Here is a 25,786-nt window from a genome sequence, read left to right on the forward strand (position 1 = left end):
TTAAAGTTGGTATTATTAAGTAAAGGTTAAGTTGGCTAAAAATCATAATTTATTAAAATTGAAGCCAAATTGATAACCTTTTGATAAAACAAAACTACTTCAGTTTTCTTTTATTTGCTAAACTTCAAATCAAGAAAAATTGAAAAAAAGAAATGTCGAATTGGTTATTCTTTCTGATGTTCATTTAGGGACTTACGGAAGCCACGCCAAAGAACTAAACAACTACTTATCAAGCATTAAACCAAAAACTTTAGTCCTAAACGGCGACATTATTGATGCCTGGCAATTTAGAAAATCATATTTTCCTAAAGCGCATTTAAGAGTCATTCAACGAATTATTGGGATGGCTACTAAAGGTACAAAAGTGTATTACATCACTGGAAACCATGATGAAATCCTTCGTAAATTCAGCGACATGAATATGGGGAATTTTGCGTTGCTAGATAAACTTGTTTTAGATTTAGACGATAAAAAAGCCTGGATTTTTCATGGAGATGTTTTTGATGCTTCTGTACAGCACTCCAAATGGATAGCAAAATTAGGCGGTTTAGGCTATGATTATTTAATTCTGAGCAATCGATTTGCCAATTGGTGTTTAGCAAAACTAGGTCGCGAACCATACTCATTTTCAAAAAAAATTAAAGCCAGCGTAAAAAAAGCAGTGAAGTTTATTTCAGATTTCGAAACTACAGCAACTGATTTGGCCATCGAAAAAAAATATGATTATGTAATTTGCGGACATATTCATGAACCAAAAATTGTTACCAAAGAAAACAAACACGGATCTACTTTATACCTGAACTCTGGTGATTGGGTTGAAAATTTAACAGCATTGGAATATCATAAAAAACGTTGGAAATTATTTTCTTACGCTGAATCAAATTTAACTGGAGAAGATGAAAATTTATTTGAAATGGAAGACATTGTTGCTTCCCAGTTAATTACTTCCTTTATAACAAAGAAATAACTATCTAAAAACAAGAAACATGGCGTTATTATTGACCTCCGCATTTTAACATGCGAGTTGACAAATGCATAAAATGTGAATTATATAACAATATTAAGGAATCTTATACGTTCTATGATTGGTCCTAATTATACATTTGACAAAAATTAATAACCATTTTTTATGAAAAAAATCATTTTATCTGCCATTATGCTATTTGGATTAGCGTTTACAGCTCAAGCACAAGACATCGCTAAAAACGCCCTTGGATTACGTTTAGGAGACAATAACGGATTTGGAGGAGAGATATCATACCAAAGAGGTTTATCTCAAAAAAACAGACTTGAGTTTGATTTAGGATGGAGAAACAGTAGCGACGTTGACGCTATTAAAGCAGTTGGTCTTTACCAATGGGTTTGGAACATCGATGGAGGTTTTAACTGGTACGCTGGTGTTGGTGCTGGTATCGCAGCGTGGGATCATGATTACTACAACAATAATGTAAAATATAATGATAGCGGAACTTACGTTTTTGCTGCAGGAGATATTGGTATTGAATATGGATTTAAAGAAGTGCCTATTTTATTATCATTAGATGCAAGACCTGAAATTGGTTCAGGATATTATGACGATGACAACTTTGGATTTGATGTTGGTTTAGGAATCAAATTCAAATTCTAAATAAAAATTAAAAAATAATTGTAAAAAAACCTGTCGCCTTAAATTACGACAGGTTTTTTTTATTTGTCACACTAAGCGAAGTCAAAGTGTACTTGTTGTAAGTCGAGAAATCACTTAATAATAATTTCTTTTTTTGAATGAACTTTCACGACTGTATAAGGATAAGTAATCACTTGTATTGTCATAGCATCCGCAGCCGGATTATTTTCTTTAACAGTGATAATAATATTTTTATCGGTTTCTTCTACTTTTTCAACTCCAATAGAATACCCACCAGTATTTTTCTCCCCCATGTTCAAAATAACATAGTTAGAAGTATTAATATCAGCCTGTTTCATTTTATCAGCCAAAAGAGGATCATTTTCTAACATTTTGATCTCATTTGGTTCTGTCAAAATTTCATAAAACTTGATATTTCCACCGCCGTCTGATTGTGTTGTTAAAACTTCATACAATGCTTTTGAATCTGATGTTTTTTTTGCTCCACAAGAAATTAAAACAAAAACTGCTAAAACCGAAATTACTTTTTTCATTTACGTTACTTTAAAATTAATGTTTCTAACCTTTATAATCATCAATTGCTTTTTGATATAGGGCTTCGTATATTGGAAGTATGTTTTTGATATCAAATTTCTTTGCCACTTCAAGAGCATTCTCTTTAAACTTATTTAAAACTTCATCATTTTCCAGAATTTTAATCGCATTTGCAGCCATTTCCTCAACATTTCCAACATTACTCAAATATCCGGAAACGCCATCAAAATTAACTTCGGGAAGCCCACCTGAATTGCTGGAAATAACCGGAACACCACAAGCCATTGCTTCTAAAGCAGCCAAACCAAAACTTTCTGTTTCAGACGGAAGCAAAAACAAATCTGTCAAACATAAAATCTTGTCGATTTCATTACTGTTTCCAAAGAAAATTACTTTATCGTAAATCCCTAATTCCATGCATAGAATCTCCGCTTTCTCTTTTTCAGGACCATCACCCACCATCATTAATTTAGCAGGCATCACTTTCTGAATATTATAGAAAATCTTAATAATATCCGGAATACGTTTTACTTTTCTAAAGTTACTGATATGAGTAATAATGCGCTCATTTTCCTTCGCCATAACATAACGGTGACAAGGAGCAGTCGGATCTTTCTTAACTTTATCCAATTCAATAAAATTTGGAATTACCTTTATTTTATTCTTGATTTTGAATAATTTCAAGGTATCATCCTTCAGACTCTGTGAAACCGAAGTAACATAATCTGATTTATTGATACTGAAAGTTACGGCTGGTTTATAAAATGGATGATTTCCAACTAATGTAATATCCGTTCCGTGAAGCGTTGTAATCATCGGCAAATTAATTCCTTCGTTTTTTAGCATTTGCTTGGCCATATAGCCTGCATACGCGTGTGGAATTGCATAATGTACATGAAGAACTTCAATTTTATATAATTTCACCATATCAACCAATTTGCTTGACAAAGCCAATTCGTAAGGCTGATAATGGAAAAGAGGATATTCAGGAACGTTTACTTCGTGATAATGAACATTAGGATTTAAAAGTGCCAACCTAACCGGCTGACTGTAGGTAATAAAGTGGATTTCGTGTCCGCGTCTGGCTAATTCGAGGCCTAATTCTGTGGCTACAACCCCACTTCCGCCAAATGTCGGATAACAAACTATTGCTATTTTCATGTATTAAATTTAGTACTACGAAAGTACTCAAAAATCACGTTTAATCGAAGTATTCATTTGTTAGATTTTTGTGAATATTCGATTTATCAGATTATTAGATTGTTAGATCTTTAGAATATTAAACTTGCTTAAACCATTAGATCATAGACTTCTTAAAATTCTTATATCTTTTAGTTTAACAAAATCTTTATAAGCCCTTTTGTCTCAGTCAAACTCATAATTCATAACTAATAATTCATATTTTTTATCAGGAGCAGAAGTTTCATTTTCAAAAGAACGACCCGTCCCGCTGTCCACTATATCTTTTATGGTGAACCCCACCATAAAAGGATATCGCTCCCATCGGGGCTAGTATAGAGGTTTTTGTTTTTATAAGAAAGTAATACTTGAAAATTTAGTAACTATCAATCAGGCGGATGCAAACCATAAAACATTCTACCTGTATAATAATCCAATACTAAATATTCAATCATTATCAGAATGAAAAGCATTATAATTATTTTTATCTTTCTAATCTTCATTTTTTCATGTCTTTAACTAGTATTTCGTCTAACAAAAAAGGCATAAAACCTAAATTTTATGCCTTTTCATATATTATAAACTTCTCTTAGAAAAATCTGCTATGCCAGCTATCAGCAGCAGGAACTTCCCAAGATTCATTAAATTCCTCGATATTGTTTACCAAATTATTAAACACAATCGTATTCTCAGAAACTGATTTATCTTTAACCATTTTCTTGAAATCGATTAATGTCTTGTGTGCGATATGTTCGCCATTTTTAAAAGTTACGTTCATTTTATCTAACAAATCAACGTTGTACTTTTTCTCTAAACTCTGAATAAATTCAACAGAGCTATCAATAGAACATCCTGTAGCTGCTTGTACTTCCTGATTCACTGCGAGAATAATAAATCGGTTGTATTTCAATAAATACGAAGCTTCTAAACTCGTTCCGTGCGCCGCCCATTCTTCAACAAAAGCTTTTAGGTCAGTTTCAATTTCAGAAAATTCTTCCTCAGAAAATTTTCTGTTTGATTGATAAATCCAAACTCTGGATTCACCAGGTAAATTTTCAAAAGGTATATACATTTTTAATTTTTCTTTTAGTTTATTTGTTTCAGGTTTCAGGTTTCAGGCTCAAAAACTTAGAACCTTAGTATCTTAGCAGCTCAGAACCTTTTTTTACAAATCTTGTGCATTAGCAATTAACTCCGCAATATCCATTACTTTAACCTGTCCTTCTTTCTCCTGATGTTTAATACCGTCAGTTAACATCGTGTTACAGAATGGGCAACCAGCTGCAATGATGTCTGGCTGTACTTCTAAAGCATCTTCGGTACGCAACACGTTCACTTCTTTGTTTCCTGGTTCAGCATCTTTAAACATCTGTGCTCCACCAGCTCCACAGCATAATCCATTTGCTTTTGAGCGTTTCATTTCGACCAATTCAACATCAAGTTTCTGAATTAAATCTCTAGGTGCTTCGTATACTTTATTCGCTCTTCCTAAATAACAAGGATCGTGAAAAGTGATTTTTTTCCCTTTAAACTGGCCGCCTTCAACAGTCAATCTTCCTTCATCGATTAATGACTTTAAAAATTCAGTATGATGAATTACATCATATTGACCACCCAATTCAGGATATTCATTTTTTAAAGTATTAAAACAATGCGGGCAAGCTGTAACAATCTTTTTAGCCTCATATGCATTTAAAACCTCAATATTCATCATGGCCTGCATCTGAAACAAAAATTCATTTCCAGCACGTTTTGCAGGATCTCCGGTACAACTCTCTTCTGTACCTAAAACTGCAAATGAAACATTAGTACGATTTAAAATACGTACAAATGCTTTGGTAATTTTTTTTGCTCTATCATCAAAACTTCCTGCACAACCCACCCAAAATAAAACTTCTGGCTGTTTTCCTTCGGCTAGCATTTCAGCCATTGTTGGCACTACTAAACTTTCTGACATCTTCTTTTGTTGTTAAATCGGTTAATCGTTAAATTGGTTAATCGCACTCTCTCTACTATAACCTCCACTAAAAACCTTTATATTTTATTCAATGAATTAAACTGTTAAACAAGTAACCTTTTAATTCTAGTTCTCGTTCTTCCAGTTCAATCTGTCTTGTTGACTGTATTGCCATGGTGCTCCATTATTTTCAATATTCGTCATCATAGCATTCAATGACATTGGAGCAGCACTTTGTTCCATCACCAAATAACGACGCATATCCATAATAATAGACAACGGACTAATATTTACCGGACATTCTTCAACACAAGCATTACAAGAGGTACAAGCCCACAATTCTTCCGGTGTAATATAATCGTTTAATAATGTTTTATTATCCGGAACAAAAACACCTTTATTGGCATCAATATTTTTTCCTACTTCCTGCAAACGATCTCTTGTATCCATCATAATTTTACGAGGAGACAATTTTTTACCCGTTTGATTTGCCGGACAAGCTGATGTACAACGCCCGCATTCTGTACACGTATAAGCGTTTAATAACTGCACCCAATTTAAATCCTGAACATCGCTTGCGCCAAATTTACTCGGCGTTGCATTTTCATCAACCGGCGCTGCTGCAAACGGATCAGCATTTGGATCCATCATTAACTTAACTTCTTTTGTAACCGATTCTAAATTATCAAATTTCCCTTTCGGATTTAAATCTGCAAAATAGGTATTTGGAAAAGCCAAAAGAATATGTAAGTGTTTAGAAAAGTATAGATAGTTCATAAAAACTAAAATACCCGCAATATGAACCCACCAGAAAACTTCAAACAACATCATAACCAACTCATTCGACATTCCATTAAACATCGGGGCGATAAATTGACTTACAGGAAAAGTTCCTGCTTTATAAAAATGAGAAAATCCTCCCGGAACATTCTGTAAATGCAAATCAGAGGCGTTCATCAATAAAAACAAAATCATCAATACCGTTTCAAAATACAGAATATAATTAGCATCACTTTTAGGAAAACCTTTTAAATCTGAATGTATAAAACGTTTCATTCTAACAATGTTTCTTCTAATCCAGAAAACGGTAACAGCAAAAATTACCAGTATTGCCAATATTTCAAATGAAGCAATTAAAACATCATAAACTACACCTAAATAAGGTGCAAAAATTCTATGAGTTCCAAATAATCCATCAATGATAATTTCAAGTAATTCTATATTTATGATAATAAATCCAACGTATACAATAATATGCAATACACCAGCAACAGGACGTTTCACCATTTTAGATTGTCCAAGAGCAATCAATGCCATGTTTGCCCAACGTGCTTTCGGATTGTCTTTTCGATCTACATCAACTCCCAATTTTATGTTCCTGATTATTTTTTTTACACTAGATGCAAAAAAACCAAAACCAGCTATCAGAAGTATAGCGAATAAAATATTATCTAAATAACTCATTCCTTATTATTTTTTGTCGGTTGTATTGGCATCTTCTACAGGTGCAACGTATGGTTTATTTTTCTTTCCAAAAAGAGAAACATTTACATAACGTGTTGGATATAATCGAACATCCTGCAATAATAATTCAAGCTCTTTTGAAGTTTTAGCTAAATTATTATACAAAGCATCATCATTCAATAATTTACCTGCAGAACCTTTTCCTGAGTTTAAGTTAGTCATAATACCATCTACTTTTGCTAAAGTTTGGTTTAAGTTTCTAACTGTTTTTCCAAGATCGGCTTTACTTAAAGAATCTGATATTTTATTGAAGTTGCTTGACATTTTATTAAAGTTTGTTACCACTCCATTAATCTGTGCTTTGTTAGTATCTAAAATAGAATTAAGACTTCCTGAGGCTCTATGAAATTGCTCCATTGTCTGACTCAATTCTGACAATGACTTTTTCAAATCTTCCTGGCCTTTTTTATCCAAAACATTGTTTAACCCGCTAACAAGCGTGTTTATGTTTGCCAGCATTAGATTTAATTTTTGCTGAATTGGCTCTATTTTACCGCCTAAAGATTCTGTTAATCCTAATTCTATAGTTGCTTCCAAGGTTTGCCCATCTACCGCAGGGTCTTTATCCGCAAGATTCGGAATAATTTTAATTTGTTTTCCTCCGATTAAACTCGGAGAATATAATGCTGCTTTACTGGTTTTAGAAATTGGAAAATCAGTTTTTAACTGAAGTTCAACTAATAATCTACCCGTTGTTTCGTTGATTGTAATTTTATTTACTTTACCAATTCCCAGTCCGTTTAAGGTTACCGGAGCTGATTGTGATAAATCTTCAACATTATCATATTCTACATATAATGTTTTGTAATTTGTAAAAAGATCTCTGCCTTTTAAAAAGCTGTAGCCCCAAATAAATAATAAAATTGACGCGATGACTAAAATAGCCGTTTTAATTTCTCTTGTTAGTTTCAAAATTCTAAGTGTTTGTACAAAATTAATATAAATATTCGAACTTGTGGCTATTATTTAGTGGCGTCCTGAATACTGATTTTTTCTCCGTCTTTATATGCTATTAAAAAAGAAGCCCCATATCCTTTACTTTTAGCTTCTTGCAAATATTTTTGTGCCGCCTGATAATCTGAAGTTTCCTCGTAGAAATATTTATAAATATTATTTTCATACAACATCGTCACATTTTTCAGTCCTTTAAAGTTCTTTGGCTCTAAAGGTGTCTTTTTAATACTGGCAATCAATTGTACTTTAAAGATAGTTCCTTTTGTTGCATTTTTGTTTGTTGTCGGAGCAGCTATAACCGTTTTTGGTTTAGCAGTATCTTTTGCTGGTCTAGCATCCATTACTTCCGGAACTCCAGAACCAAAATACTCTCTTTTGTAACTTATAATTGCTTCAGCGATAGCTTTGGCGATATCATTTTGACCTTCTTCCGAATTTAAAATATTTCCTTCAGTAGGGTTCGAAACGAAACCAGTTTCAACCAAAACCCTAGGCATATAAGCTTTATGCAGTACCATAAATGGTGCTTGTTTTACCCCACCCTGACGAAGTTTTTTTCCTAATCTGTCAAAATTATCTTCGATTTTACTGGCCAATGCAATACTATTATCTAAATATTCTTCCTGCATTAAGGTCATTCCAATCATAGATTCCGGAGAATTCGGATCGTAACCTTCATACTTACGTTTATAATCTTTCTCCAAAGTAATTACCGAGTTCTCTTTTTTCGCAGCTTCAAGATTCGATGCTACTTTACTTAAACCCATTACATAAGTTTCGGTTCCGTCTGCAGCAGTATTTTTGTTTGCATTACAGTGGATAGAAACAAAAATATTTGAGTTGGCTCTGTTAGCAATATTGGCTCTTTCGACCAAATCGATAAAAACATCCGTCTTACGGGTATAAATGACATTAACATTTGGGCTGTCTTCTAAAATTTTTCCAACTTTTAACACAATGGCCAATGCAATATTTTTCTCGATTCTTCCGCTATAGACGGCTCCAAAGTCATGATCACCGTGTCCGGCATCAAGTGTTACCTTAAAAACATTTGCCTGACTGTATGCGCAAAATGAAATTATAGTTAGAAGAAAACTAAATATTAGCCTAGTTTTGTTAAATATGTTCATAAATCTAAAAGTTAATTTTAATAAAATGCAACTGCTATAATTTTTACAATTGATTATTTTTGCCAAAAAATTATATGTAAGTTTGACATGTCAAAAAACAAGCCATACTTTTACAAAAATAGCATTTAAACCTTTGCATACAAACTTATTTAATATCGTTTTATTATCATTTTTCCTAACACTAGGATGTGGTAAATTATATTCGCAAGAGATAAAAATCAAAAAAAACGCATTACCTGTTGAAAAACAAACAGATAAAACCACTACCACTGTACAAGATACAGTAAAATTGGACACTGTTCGACCTAAAAAGACTTTTCTTGATGGAAAAGTAAAGTATAGGGCAAAAGACTATGCGAAAATCGATCAGAAAAACAAACTCATTACCTTATATAACGAAGCTGAATTATATTACAAAGACGTAGAGTTAAAATCTGGTATAATTGTTTTGAATTATGAAAAAGATGAAGTCTATGCTGGAAGGATAAAAGATTCTGCAGGTGTTTTGAGTCAATTTCCAAATTTCAAGCAAGGAGCAAGTGAGGTTCAGCCAGACTCTATCCGTTTTAATTTTAAAACAAAAAAAGCATTAATCTATAATTCCAGAACGGAACAAGGCGAATTCAAAATCAAAGCCGCTGTTACTAAAAAAGAGAATGATTCTGTTTATTTCTTAAAAGGCGCGCGCTTTACAACTTCAAGTGATGTAGACAATCCCGAATATTACTTTCAGACCAATAAAGTAAAGTTTATTCCGGGAAAGAAAGTAGTTACAGGTTTAACTAATATGGTTATTGCAGACGTTCCCACTCCTCTTGCCTTACCTTTTGCATACTTCCCGATGAGTCAGGAAAAGAGTGTTTCAGGAATCATTATACCAAGTTACAATGACTCCAACACAAGAGGTTTCTCTTTGCAAAATGGTGGTTATTACTTTGCATTAAGCGATAATTATGACCTGACTGTTTTAGGAGATTACTATACGAACGGAAGTTATGCCATGCGTTTTGAATCTTCGTATGCAAAAAAATACAAGTACCGTGGAAATGTAAATGTTCGTTTTGAGAATTTGATCAGTAGCGAAAGAGGTTACCCTGATTATTCAAAGCAAAATATTTACAATATTCAGTGGTCACATTCGAAAGACACCAAATCAAATCCTAACTCAACTTTTTCTGCTTCTGTGAATATGGGTAGCAGTAAATACTTTAAACAATCTATTAATCAAGCAAACGTTGGTTCAAATCTAAACAACACTTTAAGTTCGTCTATCTCTTATAATAAAACTTTTAATACAATTCCCGGGGCTCGTATAGCTTTAACGGCAACACACCAGCAAAATACACAAACAGAAGAAATTCAAATGACACTACCATCCTTACAAGGTAGTATTGATCGTGTCTATCCTTTTGTTGGTAAAGACGGTGTTAAAAAAGGCCTTATTAAAAACATTAACTTACAGTACAATGTAACCGGACAAAATAGATTTGTCACTACTGATTCTTTATTCTTTAAACCTCAAATGTTTAGAGACGCACAAATTGGACTCCAACAATCGATTCCTATTAGTACCAACTTTAAAATATTCAAGTATTTTAGTGCGGGAGCATCAACAAACTATCAGGAAACCTGGGTTACAAAAACAATAGAAAAAAATTACGATCCAACTCAAAACAAAGTTGTCGATCAGACAATAAACGGTTTTGATGCTTTCAGAACTTACAATTTCAGTTCTAATTTAGGAACTACCATTTATGGTACTTTTAATTTTGGTGATGATAAAAGAATTCAATCGATTCGTCACGTTATGAGACCATCTATTACATACTCATACACTCCAAGTTTTGAAAAATATTATGATAATTACTATGTAGATGCTTCAGGAAGAATATCAAATTCCTATTCACGCTTTGATGGAGGTGTTTACGGAGCTCCTAGTAAAGAAAACTCAAACATTGTTGGTTTTGCCTTAAGCAATACTTTTGAAGCTAAAGTGAGAGATCGTGACAGCACAAAGACCGAGCCTAAAAAAATAATGTTGTTAAACAACTTAAATTTTAGCACAAGCTATAATTTTAATGCTGATGGCAAAGACATCCTAGGTTGGCAGCCAGTCCTTGTAAGTGGAGGAACACAGCTTTTTGACAACAAAATGAATGTTAATTTTGGTGCTACTTTAGATCCCTATGCAATTGATAATTCCGGAAAGAGAATGGACGTCTACAACATTGACAATGGTGGCAGCTTATTCAGAATGACAAGTGCTAACTTAACATTAAACTACTCTTTTTCAAATAAAGGAGTCAAGGAAGAAAACAAACAAAGTGAGCGGAATGGTGGTCGTAAAGATGATTTATTTGGCACTAATACAGACTTAAATGATAGCCGCAATAGTCAGTTTGCAGAGGAAAAAGATGATGGCGAAGATGTTATAACCGAATTCTTTAATTCGAAGATCCCATGGGACATGACAATGGCTTATTCATTAACTTATTCTAACATAAACAGAGAAAGTAAAATAACCGGAAATTCTATCATGGTTTCTGTCAATATGGACATTACACCTAAATGGAAAGGTGGAGTTTCTACCGGTTACGATTTCGTTCAAAAAGGGGTAACTTTCACACAATTTCGTTTTGAAAGAGATTTATTAAGCTGGAGAATGGCTTTCAACTGGACACCACTAGGTCCTAACTCAAACTGGAATTTCTTTATCGGAATCAAATCAGGGGTTCTTAGCGACATCAAGTGGAATAAACGAAGTACTTCAAACCGATAATTTACATTCTATTAAAATAATTATTATGAAAAAAATCATCTTTACCGAAAAAGCTCCCGCTCCAATCGGACCATACAATCAGGCCGTATTATCAGGAAATACGCTATACGCTTCAGGGCAGATTGCAATAAACCCAGCTTCAGGAGAACTTGTTACTGAAAACATCAATGACGAAACAAAGCAAGTAATGGAGAACATTGCCGCTATTCTGGAAGCTGCAAATATGACTTTTGAAAACGTTGTTAAAGCAACTATTTTCATTATGGACATGAATAATTTTAGTGCTATAAATACGATTTACGGATCTTATTTTAACGAAAAAACCGCTCCAGCTCGTGAAACGGTTCAAGTGGCATGTTTGCCAAAAAATGTAAATGTTGAAATTTCTATAATTGCTGTGCAATAGCATCTAATAATAATTGTGCCGTTGCTTCATTCGTTGCCAGCGGCACATTATGTACATCGCAAACACGAATCAACATATTAATATCTGCCTCATGCGGATGGCTCGATAAGGGATCTTTAAAAAAGAACACCATTTGAGTTATTCCTTCTGCAACTCTTCCTGCAATTTGCGCATCACCACCAAGAGGTCCTGAAAGCATTCTTTGCGTCTTAAAACCCGCAGCTTCCGCTTTTCCTCCAGTAGTTCCTGTACCAATCAATTTTATTTTTTCATGATGTAAAACATCTGAATTTTTAATTAAAAAATTAATTAAATCAGCCTTTTTACCATCATGAGCAATAATCGCAATCTCCATAAAACCAGAACTATTGATTAGCAACATGGTAGGCAATTAGTCCATCAATTGGTCTTCTTAAAACATTTCCTAATTGAAGCTCATATTTATCAAATGTTTCTTGTAATTCGTCTTTTAAATAAAAAGCGATAGAACCTACAAAATGCACAGGTACTTCTTTACAATTATCATATTGCTTGATATAATTTTTAACGAAAGATTTCATCCCTTTGAAAATAATTTTTCTGCAGAAATCAGTGTCTTTATGTTTAATTAAGAACTTTGCAAAAGTCGCTAAATAAGCGTTTGGGTTTGGTTCTTTATATAGTTTATTTTTAATAAAATCAGGATCCAAGTCGTATTCTTTTTCAAATTCAACAGCCAATTCTTTAGGCATTTTATTAAAGTAATACTTTCTGATTAATTCTTTTCCAAAAACATTTCCACTACAATCATCCATAGCAATATAACCTAATGATTGAACTTTTTGATGCAATACTTTTCCATCAAAATAACTGCAGTTAGAACCTGTTCCAAGAATACTTACTATTGCTTGTTCTCCTTTTGGAGTTGTCGCATAAACTGCAGCATAAGTATCTTCATGAACCTCTACAATTGCGTTAACAAAATACTCCTGAAAGATTTGTGTCAATGCAATTTTCATTCTGTCAGTACCACATCCTGCTCCATAAAAAAACAAATGTGATGCATTTTTTTTATTTTGTAAAATATCAAAACGATCGTTTAGTCTTTCAATAATTTCCGGACCGTCAAGAATTTCAGGGTTTAATCCCAAAGTTTGTGTCGTGAATAATACTTTTCCATTATCATCAATTGCAATCCAATCGGCTTTAGTAGACCCACTATCAACTATTAATTTCATTTTTTTTTGTTTTTGGATTAGTTTTTCTTCAATAAATTAAAAGTGTATTTTTTACATTAATTAAAGACGAAACAAAATAAGAAAATCCCGTTACTTTGAAATAACGGGATTTTGCAAAATTATATAATTTTATTTTAAACCTGCAATGTGCACAGATAAATCAATCAATTTACTAGAGTATCCATACTCATTATCATACCAGGAGACTAATTTGAAGAAAGTTGAATTTAAACCAATTCCAGCTGTAGCATCAATGATTGAAGTTCTTTTATCAGAAATAAAATCCTGAGAAACAACTGCATCTTCAGTATATCCTAAGATACCTTTCATTGTAGTTTCAGAAGCATTCTTTAAAACAGCCATAATTTCTTCATAAGAAGTTTCTTTAGCTACTTTTACAGTTAAATCTACTGTAGAAACGTCAGCAGTAGGAACACGGAAAGCCATACCAGTTAATTTTCCATTCAATTCAGGAATAACTTTTCCAACAGCTTTTGCAGCACCAGTTGAAGATGGGATAATGTTGATGCTTGCAGCACGTCCACCTCTCCAGTCTTTTCTAGAAGGACCATCAGCTGTCATTTGAGTTGAAGTTGTTGCGTGAACAGTTGTCATTAAAGCTTCTACGATTCCAAAGTTATCGTGAATAACTTTAGCTAGAGGAGCTAAACAGTTTGTAGTACAAGAAGCGTTAGAAACTACTAAATCTGTAGCTTTTGCTGTCTCGTGGTTTACTCCCATTACAAACATTGGAGCATCTGCTGATGGAGCAGAAATAATTACTTTTTTAGCACCACCTTTAATGTGCTCATTTGCAGTTTCGATAGTTGTAAAGATACCGGTACATTCAGCAACTACATCAACATCAACTTCATTCCATTTTAAATCAGCTGGATTTCTTTCTGCAGTGATACGGATGTTTCTTCCGTTTACATAAAGTTTTCCTTCTTTTACTTCTACAGTTCCGTTGAAACGACCGTGAACTGAATCATATTTTAATAAGTAAGCTAAGTGATCAACATCTAACAAATCGTTGATTGCAACTACTTCTACATTATCTCTATTGAAAGTTTCTCTAAAAACGATTCTTCCGATACGTCCGAATCCGTTTATTCCTAATTTTACTTTTGACATTTTACTAAATTTTTTGCTTTTGTTTTTGTTACACTAATTTAAAGTCTAATTTCCTCACAATAAACTTCTTTCCTTTTTAAACTTTTTTATTTATTTTATGTTGACATGATGTCAGACACTCTTAATAATTCTCTATCAATTTCAGATTTACCTTTAATTGCTTGCTCCAATGGTGTCAAAGCCACTTTATCTTCACGAAGTCCAACCATATAATTTGATTTTCCTTCTATTAAAGACTCAACTGCTTTTACTCCTAAACGGCTTGCAAGAACACGGTCAAAACAAGATGGCGAACCACCACGTTGCATGTGTCCCAATACAGAAACTCTTACGTCGTACTCAGGTAAATTAGCTTCAACGTAATCTTTTAATTCGAATACATTTTTACCAATTTTATCACCTTCAGCAATTACAACTATACTCGATGATTTTCCTGAAGCTTTACTTTTTTGAAGAGAGTCTAGCAATCTGTCTAAACCTAAATCTTCTTCAGGAATAAGGATTTCTTCGGCACCAGCTCCAATACCAGCATTAAGAGCGATATGCCCTGCATCTCTACCCATAACCTCTACAAAAAACAGACGATTATGTGAACTTGCAGTATCTCTGATTTTATCGATACAATCTACTACAGTATTTAAAGCAGTATCATAACCTAAAGTATGAGTTGTACCAAAAATATCATTATCAATTGTTCCCGGAATTCCCATTACAGGAAAGCCATATTCAGCATTAAAAATTAAACCTCCGGTAAAACTTCCGTCTCCTCCAATAACAACTAAAGCATCAACTCCAGCCTTCACAAGATTTTCATGAGCTTTTTTTCTACCTTCAGGGGTTCTAAACTCAACAGAACGAGCCGATTTTAAGATCGTTCCACCTTTGTTTACAATGTTATTTACACTTCGAGGGCCCATTTCTTTAAAATCTCCTTCGATCATTCCCTGATACCCTCTATAAATTCCTATGCATTCTATATTATGATAAGCACATGTTCGAACAACTGATCGTATTGCGGCATTCATTCCAGGTGAATCTCCTCCTGAGGTTAGAACACCAACTTTTTTTATTGTTTTTGGCATTATTTAAGTATTAAAGTGTAAAATTAGCAAACATTCACCACTTTTCAGGTTATGATTGTAATAAATTAATAAAATATGTTAAATTCAAACGTTTTCGTTAATAAGTTTTTTGATATGAAAAAATTCATTTAAAATAATAAAAGCCCCTTATTTTAATTAAATCCTTAAAATTAACAATACATAAATGAAGTGTTATAAAATTATGCTGTTTCCTTAATTTGACGAAAAAAATTGAAGCATCTAAAATTAACACAAAAAAACCATTCGTTGCAGCGAATGGTTTTATAATTGTACTTTTTTAACAAAAGCTTAAAAATCGTCATTATCCGGAATTAATCCCTGATTGTTATTTTGAGGCTGTGGTTGCTTTTCTTCTTCCTTTTTATCCGTCTTCTTTTTATTCTTATCAGTCTCTTTTTTACTAGAAAAATTTATATAATCCGGATTCAAATTAGAATCTTGTAAATCATCCGAAGAGCCTTTTAAAGTCCTTTCAAGCTTATGACTCTTAAACAGCTTATTTACCAATTCGCTGAAAGTATCAAAATCTACTTCATATGAAATACCAACACCTTGTGTATAACCAATTCCCTGTCCTATATAATTAATATCGTTTTCTTTATTAAACAGACGAAGGTTCATTGATCCATCTTCATTTACCCTGTAAAGTATTTCAATATCTCCTACGATTGCCGATTCATTTACTCCTCCAACAGGAACACCTACTTTTCCGTTAATTGAGATTTTCTCATTAATCTGTGACGAAATATTTGCTACGAACTGACCATCTGCTTCCTGACCTATTCGTTTATCTGCAGATATAAAGTTCAGGTCGATATTAAACTTATCATTATCAGATTTTATAATTCCACCCAATAAACTGGCAGCTGTTTCGGCAAATGTTCCTGACAAATCACTTTGATTAAATCCGTCCGGACTCATAAACGAACCTGTTGACAATAGATATAAAGCCTGCGTTTGTCGTACATCTTTATCGTCTAACTTATATTGTATCTCGGATTTCAAAACACTACTTACGGATGGAAACTGAATATCAAAATTTGGCTCCGGGCTTGCTAAATCTCCTCTTAAGCCAATAACCACCTCTACGGGTACTTTTTTATTGAAAGAAGAATTTTCCAAAAGTACCGCTGGATTTGCTGATGTTCTGTAAACGGCTTCTAAATTTAACTGGGCTTTCATCGGGTTTCCTTCCCAAATAATTGATCCTCCTTTTTTAACCGCAAACTTTTTATCAATTAAACCTCCGTATTTAAAATTATATGTTCCTTCATATGCCTGGAAATCTCCCCACATATTAAATTTACCGAGTGTATTAATTTTAAATAATAGCGATCCGTATCCTTTACCTTTCATTCCATGTCCGGAATTTCGATCCAGAATTACCTCTACTTCTGCATCAGGCGTAATATCAAAATCAAATTCAAGTTCAAGTCCATTATAATTCCTCGTTTTTTCTACAATACCATTTTCTAAATTGTATTTTTCTTTTGGTGTAACAAAATGTATCCAGCTACTTTCTCCAACACTTTGGACATTATTGATCGGAATTTTAACTTCGGTACCTTTCTCTGATTTTGCATCAACTTTTATAAATAAATTTTCTGTCGGTCCTTTTATACTTGCTGTACCATTTATATACGCAGTACCAAAATAAGCTGCATCGTCACTATCTTTAGTATCAAGTGCCAATAATCGTTTTGAAGTAATGGTTAAATCTAATTTCCAATCACCAAAATTATGATGTTCGATACTTCCGTTTAACAATCCTTTTGTTCCGTACTTTGTGTCAGTTAATTGATTATTTCTGAATAAGAATTTCTCATCAGTTAAATCAATTACAGTTCGATCACTCAATTCATAATCCGTATTCAGATAAGGAATGGTCATCCCCGCTTTCTCAACATACAGCCTTCCGTTAATTTCAGGCTTTTTTAGATTCCCCACAACAGCAGCATTTCCGGAAACAGATCCGCGAACATTTGATAAAACATCTTTACCAACTGTTCCTAAGGTTGCCAGATTAAATCCTTCGAGTTTTAGATTTAGATCCAGAAAAGTTTCTTTGTTTTCAATTGCAAAGGTTCCACTGGCATTAAATGATTCTGTAAAACCATTATGAATGGATGAATTTATAGTGAATTTTCTCAGATTCTCATCTCCTGAAATATCAAAATCTAAAGTTCCTAATTCTGTATTATTTAAATTAAGATGATCAATAACAATGGAAGCCGTGGGTTGATAAACATCTTTATTTTGTTTAAAATTCACATTTCCATTTAAATTACCATTAAAAACAAATTTTGAATTTAAAGGAGTAATTTTATTAATATCAACATCTTCAAAATTGAGCACAATATCCTTATAATCACTGCCTTTTAAAACTCCGTTTAAATCAATTTTTTGATCTTCATGGGACAAAACAATATTATTAATCGTAAAGTTTTTAAAATTTTTATCAAAAACAATCTGATTATCTTCTGCTTCTTCTTCATTTAAATACCATAAGTAGTCTTTAAATTTCATTTCAGATTTTTTGATTCCGACTATATTATTTTTGTTTTTATCTATAGTATGAAACAAATCTAAATTATAATAATCCTGTCCTTTTTCTCCCCCCTTAAATTCTGAACGAACAAACAAAGTATCTTTTGAAGTTACATTAATCAAACTAAAATCGCGTATTTTATAATATGGTGTTTTAATACTATCCAACTCTATAAACGCATTATAAAGTGGGTTTTTATTATCAATATTAACCCGGATATTATCGAATGTATTTTTTGCTGCCGTAACTTTTTGCGATTTAAATCTAAACTTAAATTCATTTAAATCGGCGTCAATCTTACCACGAACAACAGTAGACGAGTCAACATTGATTTCAGGATATAACATCTCAACAACCTTGTCATACACATGAAAATTGAAACGCAAAAACTGTCCTTTTTTAACTTTATAAGGTTTATAATTTGTGTAAAGACTTCCAACGGAATTCATTACCAATTTATCTAATTGTGCAAACTGAAATTTACCCACAATTTTACCATCAACAATATCAGTAGAATTAATAGTGATAGTTCGTAACCTATCAGCATCGAAACTTGAATTGATCGTTAACTCATCAAATTCGTAAGTTGCTTTTGGATTTTGGTAAACAGCATCCTTTATATAAATATTTCCCTGAAGATTTTCGATTGAATTTCCTGAAACCTGAACAACTGCGTCACCGGTAAAATGTGAAATAGAATCGTTTATAAATTTAAGCTTACGTAAATCCGCATTCTCCACATTGATATGAAAATCATATTTATTTTCGCGCGTACTTAAATCTACTAAACCATCAAATGTCAAGGATAAATTAGGGTCATTTACAGAAATCTGTCCTTTATAATAGGGCAACTTAAAATTACCATTGACTACTATATTATTATAGGTATACTTATTATAGTCTAATTTAGCAATATCACCTTTTATAATGGTATTGAGGTATTTCTCAGTAAAACCTACACCATCAACATCTAAATCCAAGGTTGTTCTTCCTATATCTTTTCGATTTAATAAAGCACCAACATCAAAATTCTCCAGGACAATATTTCCAGAGTAAGATGCTTTATCAATAAAATCCATATTATTTAAATGAAGATCGACCTGGCCACTACCTATATCGGTAATCATTTTAAAATCGGCTTCCAATGCAATAGTAGAAACTTTTGCTTTTCCTATAATAGTAAATTTACCAACTCTTTTTAGCTCTTTTGGAAGTTTCTTTCCTAAAACAATTGGAAGCAAGGCAACCAAATTATCATAACTGGAAACCAGCCTGTCAAACTTACCATCCATCGAAAACTTCTGTTCTTTGGAACCTAAAAGGTTTTTAAAATTTATATTACCAACAATTCTCGAACCATTGGTATCTGTAAGCCTCAAACCTCTTAAATTAAGATTATTAAGAGGACCTTTTAATTTTGTCTTAAGCTTAAAATGCTGGTTCTTACCCAAACCATCATAAAAGTAACGAAGATCATTTGTTGCAATTGACGAAGAATCAATCGTAACATTAAATTTCACTTTATCCGTAAAGTTTAAAAAATCCTCTACTTTATAATTTAAAATTGCCTGACCATAAATAGATGATCTTTTAGTTTTTATAGCTAAGTTTTCAACTTTTATTTGCTTTTTGGTATAACTGAATTTCCCGGCAAAATTTGAAACATAAAGACCACGATGATCTAAAAATGAAAAGCGATGAATTATAGTATTGATATCAGGTCCGTATAATTTAAAATCACTGATGTAAGCATTAAGTTTTGTGAATGCCAAAAATTTAGGTGTCTTTTTATTCTCGTCAGTGACAGAAAAAATCCCTTTTGAAATATATGCATTTTTAGCAGTCAGTAAAAAATGCTTATTTGTTTTAGAAGGTTTATCAGAATCAAAAAGTCGTATAAACTTATTGATATTGTTTTCGTTTTCGTTTTTATACGTTTTCAAATTAAAGATCAAACCGGTTAAACGCAAATCGCCAAAAATCAAATCTCCGTCTAATAATCTTTTGATGCTTAAAATGTCTGTAGAAATAATATCAGAGTAGATTAAAACTTTTTTGTGATGATCATAGATCAAAACTTTTTTAAGTTTTACGCCGCCAAAAATGTTTATTGCAACCTTATCAACGTGAATATCGGTTTTAAAATCCTCATTAAGGGAAGTAGTAACATATTGGGCAATTTTAGTCTGAACTATAGGCAAAGACAGCGTTATAGCAAGTGCCAACAAAAGTAAAATTAACCCAATTAGGGTTCGAGATATTATTTTCTTTACTTTTTTGATAGCTTCTTAATTTTAGTTTTCTTTTAAATTCACTTTGAACAGACAAAGAGCGACTGTTTTTGATAAAAATTCTTTAATTTTGGCTTCTCCTTACAATCAAAGAAAATTAAAAATTTGATTTGTCAAATATAATCCAAAATTCGTGCCTTTATATGCAAAATTCAGAGGTTTTTATTCTTGCCATCGAAAGTTCCTGCGATGATACTGCTGCTGCAGTTTTACATAACGATAAAGTACTCTCAAATGTTGTGGCCAATCAGCTTATTCACAACCAATACGGTGGTGTCGTACCTGAGTTAGCTTCAAGAGCTCATCAGCAAAATATAGTTCCTGTTATTGATGCTGCATTACGCAAAGCAAATGTACAAAAAGAACAACTAACAGCCATTGCCTTTACACAAGGTCCTGGTTTAATGGGATCATTATTGGTAGGAAGTTCGTTTAGCAAATCATTATCATTGGCCTTACAAATTCCGTTAATTGCTGTAAATCACATGCATGCTCATATTTTAGCGCATTTTATTGATGAAGAAGGATTTGACAAACCTGAATTACCATTTATAGCCTTAACGATTAGTGGAGGACATACGCAGATAGTAAAAGTGAATGGCTTTTTTGATATGGAAATTATTGGAGAAACCACAGATGATGCCGTTGGAGAAGCTTTTGACAAAAGTGCCAAAATTCTTGGACTTCCCTACCCTGGCGGACCATTAATTGACAAATATGCGAAAGAAGGAAATCCTAAAGCTTTTGCGTTTACAAAACCAAAAGTACCGGGATTAGATTTTAGTTTCTCCGGATTAAAAACAGCTATTTTATATTTTATTCAGAAGAAAAAACTGGAAAACCCAAATTTCATTGAAGAAAACCTGAATGACATTTGTGCTTCTATACAATATACCATTATCGAAATTTTAATGGACAAATTAAAATTAGCGGTAAAAGAAACCGGAATAAAACAAATTGCAATTGGCGGAGGAGTTTCTGCAAATTCCGGAATTAGAACGCGATTGAAAGAAAGTGAAGGCAAATACGGATGGAAAACTTTTGTTCCGAAATTTGAATACACTACAGATAATGCTGCAATGATTGGCATTGTAGGATACCAAAAATATTTATCAAGTCGTTTTGAAACTCAGGCCGTAGTTTCGAAAGCGCGAATTCAATTTTAAATTATGCAATTATTTTACAATCCTGATATAGACGAAACTACTGAAACTTTTTCTTTTGATAAAGAAGAAAGCCGACATATTATAAAGGTTCTTCGCAAAAAAGATTCAGACATTTTACACGTTACAAATGGCTTAGGTTTATTGTTTGAAACAGAAATTACACTGGCTTCTGACAATAAATGTATTGTTGAAGTACTTTCGATAAAAAAATCTCCAGAGCCAAAATTTCGTTTGCATCTGGCTGTGGCTCCAACCAAAATGAATGATCGTTTTGAATGGTTTTTAGAAAAAGCTACTGAAATTGGAATTCAGGAAATTACGCCTGTTATCTGTGACAGATCTGAGAGAAAAGTGATTAATTTAGAACGTTTCGAAAAAATAATTCTTTCAGCAATGAAACAATCCAATGAAACGTATTTACCAAAATTAAATGAAGCAATTTCGTTTAAAGAATTTATCAAACAAAAAAATGAAGGTTTGCAATTGATTGCACATTGTGAAGAAACTGATAAAAAATCACTGAAAGGAGTTTTAAAACCGAATGAAAATGTAACAATTCTGATTGGTCCCGAAGGTGATTTTTCAGATAAGGAAATTGCATTGGCTTTAGAAAATAATTTTCAGCCGGTAATGTTAGGCAATACGCGTTTGCGTACTGAAACTGCTGCGGTTGTGGCATGTCATAGTGTTGTTTTTTTTAATGAGATTCCTAATTAAACACAATCTTGTCATCCCGAGGAACGAGGGGTCACAAAAAAACTCCATTGCATAAAAAAATATGAATTATATGAAAAAAATATTTTACTTATTATTCTTCATTTCTGTTTCTTCCTTTTCACAAGAAATTGCTTTATTAAAATATAGTGGCGGTGGCGATTGGTATGCAAATCCCACTTCATTACCAAACCTCATACGTTTTTGCAATTCAAATATCAATACACGAATAAAAGCAAAACCATCAACGGTTGAACCAGGCAATCCTGATTTGCTTTCCTATCCTTTTGTACACATGACCGGACATGGAAATGTTGTTTTTAGTGATGCCGATGTAACTAATCTTAGAAATTATCTAACAGCCGGAGGTTTTCTTCATATTGATGATAATTACGGAATGGATCAATACATTCGAAAAGAAATCAAAAAAATATTCCCAAATAATAATTTAGTCGAAATCCCGGCAAATCATCCTATTTTTCAGAAACCCTTTCCTTTCCCGAATGGCTTGCCAAAAATTCATGAACACGACGGAACGCGTCCACAGGCTTTTGGAATTTTCGTAGAGAATAAGCTTGTTTTATTATACACTTACGAATGTGACTTAGGCGACGGCTGGGAAGATCCGGAAGTACATAATGATCCCACTGATGTTCGTGACAAAGCCCTAAAAATGGGTGCTAATATCATCAATTATATTTTCACCAATTAATTATAGAAAAGTGCAACTTACTCACGAAGAAAATCAATTTGAGCGAAAAACGTTTCCCATAACCCTAGTGTGTGATAATATCTATTTTCAGCAAAACATTGGTTCTCTTTTTAGAATAAGTGAGGCTTTTGGTGTAGAGAACATTATTTTTTTAGGAAAAGATATTCCATTGACCCCACGAAAAATCAATAAAACTTCACGAAGCACTCATCTTCATGTGCCACATACTGTAATCGAACAAACCTCCGATTTAGTTACGTATTTACTTCAAAATAACTTTGAAATTATTGCGTTGGAAATCGCCAGTATCAGCAAACCACTTAAAGAAGTCAATATTCCTGAAAATCAAAAAATTGCACTTATTATAGGTAGTGAAATTGATGGAATTTCAGATGATCTTTTAAAAATTTCAAATCAAATTGTTCATATTAATATGTTTGGAAAGAACAGTAGTATGAATGTTGTGCAAGCTGCAAGTATTGCTTTGTACGAATTTACTTCTTAATAATTTAGCTTAAATTTTTGTAAGAATCAAGCCGTACGGGCTGTTGTAAAATTCTCACAAAAAAAATGTTATAAAAATTTGGACTGAAAATCATTTTGTTATAAAATTGCCACATAATTAACCAAATTTAATTTTTTATAACAAAAACCCAAATTATTATGAAAAAAGTTCTTATTACCGCATTTACAGCATTAGTGCTGTTTTCTTGTCAAAATGACCAAACCGAACCAACAAGTTCAGATGCTAGTGCTGCTACAGAGCGTCGTTGTGCTTCGCAAGAAGTTTTGGAAGCACAATTAAAAGCAGATCCAATGTTAGCCATTAAAATGAATGAGATTGAAGCTTTTACTACGAACCGAATCTTAACGAATCGTTTGGTAAATGGTAAAATCGAAATTCCGGTTGTAGTAAACGTTTTGTATAAAACGACTGCACAAAACATTTCAAACGCACAAATTCAATCACAAATTGATGTGCTGAACAAAGATTTCAATGCTTTAAACTCTGATTATAATAGTGTTCCGGCACTTTTTGCAGGAGTAAAAGCCAATGTAGGGATTACATTTGTTTTAGATCAGGTTATCCGAAAATCTACAACAAAAACTTCCTGGGGAACTAATGATGCCATGAAAAAAACAGCTCAGGGTGGAATTGCACCAACGTCTCCAACAACAAAACTTAATCTTTGGTCTTGTGCTATTGGCGGAGGAATCTTAGGTTATGCACAATTTCCTGGTGGAGCATCTGCTACTGACGGAGTTGTAATTGATTCCAGATATTTCGGTTTATCTGGTGCTGCCAATGCTCCATTTAACTTAGGAAGAACAGGAACTCACGAAGTGGGTCACTGGATGAATTTACGTCATATCTGGGGAGATGCTACTTGTGGAAGCGATTTAGTATCTGATACTCCAACACACAATACTGCAAATTATGGTGTACCGACATACCCTCATTACAGCACTTGTTCAGGAACTCCTGTTGAGATGACCATGAACTACATGGACTATACTGATGATAATGGAATGTATATGTTCTCACTAGGACAAAAAAGCAGAATGGCTGCTATATTTGTTTCTGGAGGTCCAAGAGCAGCATTTGGAATCTAAAGAAAAAATGAATCAAATAAGAAAGCGAGATCTAACGATCTCGCTTTTTTTATTCCTAAAAAATTTCAAAAGCTTTTCCTATATTTATAGTCTAAAAATAAATCATGATAACATCAAAAGTCATTTCAAACGGAATTTTACGAGCTTTAGCTACAATCTTAGTTATTGCTGCTGTTTTATATTTTTTATATGAAATTCAAACCGTAATCGTTTATTTATGCATTTCATTAATATTATGTTTGATCGCAAATCCTCTGGTTCAATTTTTAAAAAATAAATTAAAGTTTAGCAATTCATTAGCCGCAACCACTACAATTATAATTTTTATATTATTAATGGTGGGATTCATTTTGCTGTTTGTTCCGTTAATTATTTCTCAGGCCAATAATTTGTCGCTTTTGGATACCAACCATCTTCAACAACAATTCTTTGAAACAGAACGTAGCATAGAAAATTATTTCAATATTCAACATGTTGACTTAGCTAAGGTCCTGAATGATTCTAAAATTACCTCAGCATTTAGTTTTGGTTATTTTTCAAGCTTTATAAATTCAATAATGGGTTTTATGGCTGATATGGGAATGGGACTTGTTTCTGTATTTTTTATTACCTTCTTTTTTATTAAAGATCAGGAGGATTTTAAAGCAGGAGCCAAAAGAATTCTTCCCGACACGAACGAAGATAAAATCTTAAATTCTATTACAAAAATTAATCATTTACTGACCCGTTATTTTATTGGGTTATTACTTCAATTAACCGTTGTCTTCATTTTGTATTTAATTGTATTGACGGTTTTCGGAAATAAAAATGCACTGGTAATTGCTTTTTTATGTGCCATTTTAAATATCATTCCGTACATCGGACCAATTATAGGGACTATACTAGCAGCCATATTAACTATGATCAGTTTGATTGGTAGTGACTTTCAATCAGAGATTTTGCCAACAACCATATATGTAGTTATAGGTTTCTTACTGGTTCAGGCTATTGACAATAATATCAGTCAGCCCATAATTTCATCAAAAAGTGTAAATTCGCACCCGCTAGAAATATTCCTGGTTACTTTAATCAGTGGAATTACTTTTGGAATTGTTGGAATGGTGATTGCAATTCCGGTTTTTACCATGTTAAAAGTAATTTTGAAAGAATTTTTTCCTGACAATAAAATTGTTTCCGTATTAACTGAAAAAATCTAAC

22 protein-coding genes are annotated in these 25,786 nt (G+C 32.8%); 10 read left to right on the forward strand and 12 right to left on the reverse strand.

What is annotated here, in order from left to right; all coding sequences use genetic code 11:
• Positions 1–139 precede the first annotated feature (139 nt).
• Together AC6CH4_RS09820 and AC6CH4_RS09825 are read left to right on the forward strand one after the other, a co-directional pair.
• Positions 140–967: a UDP-2,3-diacylglucosamine diphosphatase gene (locus tag AC6CH4_RS09820; protein WP_498102459.1), complete on the forward strand. Its 828-nt coding sequence runs from the start codon at positions 140–142 to the stop codon at positions 965–967.
• A 162-nt stretch (positions 968–1,129) separates the two neighbouring features.
• A complete protein-coding gene (locus AC6CH4_RS09825; RefSeq protein ID WP_498102461.1) occupies positions 1,130–1,627 on the forward strand; it encodes a hypothetical protein in 498 nt (165 codons plus the stop codon).
• Between the two features lie 110 nt (positions 1,628–1,737).
• Here the strand turns inward: AC6CH4_RS09825 and AC6CH4_RS09830 are convergent, their stop codons facing one another.
• The 7 genes from AC6CH4_RS09830 to AC6CH4_RS09860 form a co-directional block, all read right to left on the reverse strand.
• The gene (locus AC6CH4_RS09830; RefSeq protein ID WP_498102463.1) at positions 1,738–2,160 is read right to left on the reverse strand and encodes a protease complex subunit PrcB family protein; all 423 of its coding nucleotides are present in this window, start codon (positions 2,158–2,160) and stop codon (positions 1,738–1,740) included.
• 25 nt (positions 2,161–2,185) lie between these two features.
• Positions 2,186–3,322, reverse strand: coding sequence for an N-acetyl-alpha-D-glucosaminyl L-malate synthase BshA (bshA, locus tag AC6CH4_RS09835; protein ID WP_498102465.1), 1,137 nt, complete (start codon positions 3,320–3,322; stop codon positions 2,186–2,188).
• Positions 3,323–3,929: 607 nt separating this feature from the next.
• Positions 3,930–4,412: an ABC transporter ATPase gene (locus tag AC6CH4_RS09840; protein ID WP_072972053.1), complete on the reverse strand. Its 483-nt coding sequence runs from the start codon at positions 4,410–4,412 to the stop codon at positions 3,930–3,932.
• Positions 4,413–4,505: 93 nt separating this feature from the next.
• Positions 4,506–5,297 (reverse strand): (Fe-S)-binding protein, encoded by a 792-nt coding sequence (locus tag AC6CH4_RS09845; RefSeq protein WP_056194314.1) that lies wholly within the window; start codon positions 5,295–5,297, stop codon positions 4,506–4,508.
• A gap of 126 nt (positions 5,298–5,423) precedes the next feature.
• Positions 5,424–6,761 (reverse strand): 4Fe-4S dicluster domain-containing protein, encoded by a 1,338-nt coding sequence (locus AC6CH4_RS09850; RefSeq protein ID WP_498102468.1) that lies wholly within the window; start codon positions 6,759–6,761, stop codon positions 5,424–5,426.
• A gap of 6 nt (positions 6,762–6,767) precedes the next feature.
• The gene (locus AC6CH4_RS09855) at positions 6,768–7,733 is read right to left on the reverse strand and encodes an MlaD family protein (RefSeq protein WP_498102470.1); all 966 of its coding nucleotides are present in this window, start codon (positions 7,731–7,733) and stop codon (positions 6,768–6,770) included.
• Between the two features lie 50 nt (positions 7,734–7,783).
• Positions 7,784–8,905 (reverse strand): N-acetylmuramoyl-L-alanine amidase family protein, encoded by a 1,122-nt coding sequence (locus AC6CH4_RS09860; RefSeq protein ID WP_498102472.1) that lies wholly within the window; start codon positions 8,903–8,905, stop codon positions 7,784–7,786.
• Between the two features lie 82 nt (positions 8,906–8,987).
• Here AC6CH4_RS09860 and AC6CH4_RS09865 point away from each other — a divergent pair, with 82 nt between their 5' ends.
• Together AC6CH4_RS09865 and AC6CH4_RS09870 are read left to right on the forward strand one after the other, a co-directional pair.
• Positions 8,988–11,684 carry a putative LPS assembly protein LptD gene (locus tag AC6CH4_RS09865; RefSeq protein WP_498102474.1) on the forward strand — a complete coding sequence of 899 codons (2,697 nt, stop codon included), beginning with the start codon at positions 8,988–8,990 and terminating at the stop codon, positions 11,682–11,684.
• A gap of 25 nt (positions 11,685–11,709) precedes the next feature.
• A complete protein-coding gene (locus AC6CH4_RS09870) occupies positions 11,710–12,090 on the forward strand; it encodes a RidA family protein (RefSeq protein ID WP_056194303.1) in 381 nt (126 codons plus the stop codon).
• On the opposite strand, the gene AC6CH4_RS09875 is transcribed toward AC6CH4_RS09870, so the two are convergent.
• The 5 genes from AC6CH4_RS09875 to AC6CH4_RS09895 form a co-directional block, all read right to left on the reverse strand.
• The gene (locus AC6CH4_RS09875; RefSeq protein WP_056194557.1) at positions 12,071–12,445 is read right to left on the reverse strand and encodes a methylglyoxal synthase; all 375 of its coding nucleotides are present in this window, start codon (positions 12,443–12,445) and stop codon (positions 12,071–12,073) included. The genes AC6CH4_RS09870 and AC6CH4_RS09875 overlap by 20 nt on opposite strands.
• 10 nt (positions 12,446–12,455) lie before the next feature.
• Positions 12,456–13,307: an N-acetylglucosamine kinase gene (locus AC6CH4_RS09880; protein WP_498102476.1), complete on the reverse strand. Its 852-nt coding sequence runs from the start codon at positions 13,305–13,307 to the stop codon at positions 12,456–12,458.
• 129 nt (positions 13,308–13,436) lie between these two features.
• Positions 13,437–14,441, reverse strand: a complete 1,005-nt coding sequence (gene gap, locus AC6CH4_RS09885; RefSeq protein WP_026984486.1) for a type I glyceraldehyde-3-phosphate dehydrogenase — start codon at positions 14,439–14,441, stop codon at positions 13,437–13,439.
• 95 nt (positions 14,442–14,536) lie between these two features.
• Positions 14,537–15,523, reverse strand: a complete 987-nt coding sequence (pfkA, locus tag AC6CH4_RS09890) for a 6-phosphofructokinase (protein ID WP_498102478.1) — start codon at positions 15,521–15,523, stop codon at positions 14,537–14,539.
• Between the two features lie 309 nt (positions 15,524–15,832).
• Entirely contained in the window at positions 15,833–20,320 is a 4,488-nt protein-coding gene (locus AC6CH4_RS09895; RefSeq protein ID WP_498102480.1) for a translocation/assembly module TamB domain-containing protein, read from the reverse strand.
• A 206-nt stretch (positions 20,321–20,526) separates the two neighbouring features.
• On the opposite strand from AC6CH4_RS09895, the gene tsaD reads away from it, so the two are divergent.
• From tsaD to AC6CH4_RS09925, 6 genes are all read left to right on the forward strand, one after another.
• Positions 20,527–21,549, forward strand: coding sequence for a tRNA (adenosine(37)-N6)-threonylcarbamoyltransferase complex transferase subunit TsaD (tsaD, locus tag AC6CH4_RS09900; RefSeq protein ID WP_498102482.1), 1,023 nt, complete (start codon positions 20,527–20,529; stop codon positions 21,547–21,549).
• A 3-nt stretch (positions 21,550–21,552) separates the two neighbouring features.
• Positions 21,553–22,266, forward strand: coding sequence for a 16S rRNA (uracil(1498)-N(3))-methyltransferase (locus tag AC6CH4_RS09905; protein ID WP_498102484.1), 714 nt, complete (start codon positions 21,553–21,555; stop codon positions 22,264–22,266).
• Between the two features lie 70 nt (positions 22,267–22,336).
• Positions 22,337–22,975 carry a DUF4159 domain-containing protein gene (locus AC6CH4_RS09910; protein WP_498102486.1) on the forward strand — a complete coding sequence of 213 codons (639 nt, stop codon included), beginning with the start codon at positions 22,337–22,339 and terminating at the stop codon, positions 22,973–22,975.
• 10 nt (positions 22,976–22,985) lie between these two features.
• Entirely contained in the window at positions 22,986–23,480 is a 495-nt protein-coding gene (locus AC6CH4_RS09915) for a TrmH family RNA methyltransferase (protein WP_498102488.1), read from the forward strand.
• 158 nt (positions 23,481–23,638) lie between these two features.
• Positions 23,639–24,589 carry a zinc metalloprotease gene (locus tag AC6CH4_RS09920; RefSeq protein WP_498102490.1) on the forward strand — a complete coding sequence of 317 codons (951 nt, stop codon included), beginning with the start codon at positions 23,639–23,641 and terminating at the stop codon, positions 24,587–24,589.
• A gap of 104 nt (positions 24,590–24,693) precedes the next feature.
• Positions 24,694–25,785, forward strand: coding sequence for an AI-2E family transporter (locus AC6CH4_RS09925; protein ID WP_498102492.1), 1,092 nt, complete (start codon positions 24,694–24,696; stop codon positions 25,783–25,785).
• Position 25,786 lies beyond the last annotated feature (1 nt).

This window comes from Flavobacterium sp. GQ95 (assembly GCF_059758655.1).

What these genes read in the sequence shown, in the direction of transcription:
- AC6CH4_RS09825 (WP_498102461.1), top strand. Translation starts at nt 1,130, where the DNA reads ATGAAAAAAATCATTTTATCTGCCATTATGCTATTTGGATTAGCGTTT.
- AC6CH4_RS09830 (WP_498102463.1), bottom strand. Translation starts at nt 2,160, where the DNA reads ATGAAAAAAGTAATTTCGGTTTTAGCAGTTTTTGTTTTAATTTCTTGT.
- bshA (WP_498102465.1), bottom strand. Translation starts at nt 3,322, where the DNA reads ATGAAAATAGCAATAGTTTGTTATCCGACATTTGGCGGAAGTGGGGTT.
- AC6CH4_RS09840 (WP_072972053.1), bottom strand. Translation starts at nt 4,412, where the DNA reads ATGTATATACCTTTTGAAAATTTACCTGGTGAATCCAGAGTTTGGATT.
- AC6CH4_RS09845 (WP_056194314.1), bottom strand. Translation starts at nt 5,297, where the DNA reads ATGTCAGAAAGTTTAGTAGTGCCAACAATGGCTGAAATGCTAGCCGAA.
- AC6CH4_RS09850 (WP_498102468.1), bottom strand. Translation starts at nt 6,761, where the DNA reads ATGAGTTATTTAGATAATATTTTATTCGCTATACTTCTGATAGCTGGT.
- AC6CH4_RS09860 (WP_498102472.1), bottom strand. Translation starts at nt 8,905, where the DNA reads ATGAACATATTTAACAAAACTAGGCTAATATTTAGTTTTCTTCTAACT.
- AC6CH4_RS09870 (WP_056194303.1), top strand. Translation starts at nt 11,710, where the DNA reads ATGAAAAAAATCATCTTTACCGAAAAAGCTCCCGCTCCAATCGGACCA.
- AC6CH4_RS09875 (WP_056194557.1), bottom strand. Translation starts at nt 12,445, where the DNA reads ATGGAGATTGCGATTATTGCTCATGATGGTAAAAAGGCTGATTTAATT.
- AC6CH4_RS09880 (WP_498102476.1), bottom strand. Translation starts at nt 13,307, where the DNA reads ATGAAATTAATAGTTGATAGTGGGTCTACTAAAGCCGATTGGATTGCA.
- gap (WP_026984486.1), bottom strand. Translation starts at nt 14,441, where the DNA reads ATGTCAAAAGTAAAATTAGGAATAAACGGATTCGGACGTATCGGAAGA.
- pfkA (WP_498102478.1), bottom strand. Translation starts at nt 15,523, where the DNA reads ATGCCAAAAACAATAAAAAAAGTTGGTGTTCTAACCTCAGGAGGAGAT.
- tsaD (WP_498102482.1), top strand. Translation starts at nt 20,527, where the DNA reads ATGCAAAATTCAGAGGTTTTTATTCTTGCCATCGAAAGTTCCTGCGAT.
- AC6CH4_RS09905 (WP_498102484.1), top strand. Translation starts at nt 21,553, where the DNA reads ATGCAATTATTTTACAATCCTGATATAGACGAAACTACTGAAACTTTT.
- AC6CH4_RS09910 (WP_498102486.1), top strand. Translation starts at nt 22,337, where the DNA reads ATGAAAAAAATATTTTACTTATTATTCTTCATTTCTGTTTCTTCCTTT.
- AC6CH4_RS09920 (WP_498102490.1), top strand. Translation starts at nt 23,639, where the DNA reads ATGAAAAAAGTTCTTATTACCGCATTTACAGCATTAGTGCTGTTTTCT.
- AC6CH4_RS09925 (WP_498102492.1), top strand. Translation starts at nt 24,694, where the DNA reads ATGATAACATCAAAAGTCATTTCAAACGGAATTTTACGAGCTTTAGCT.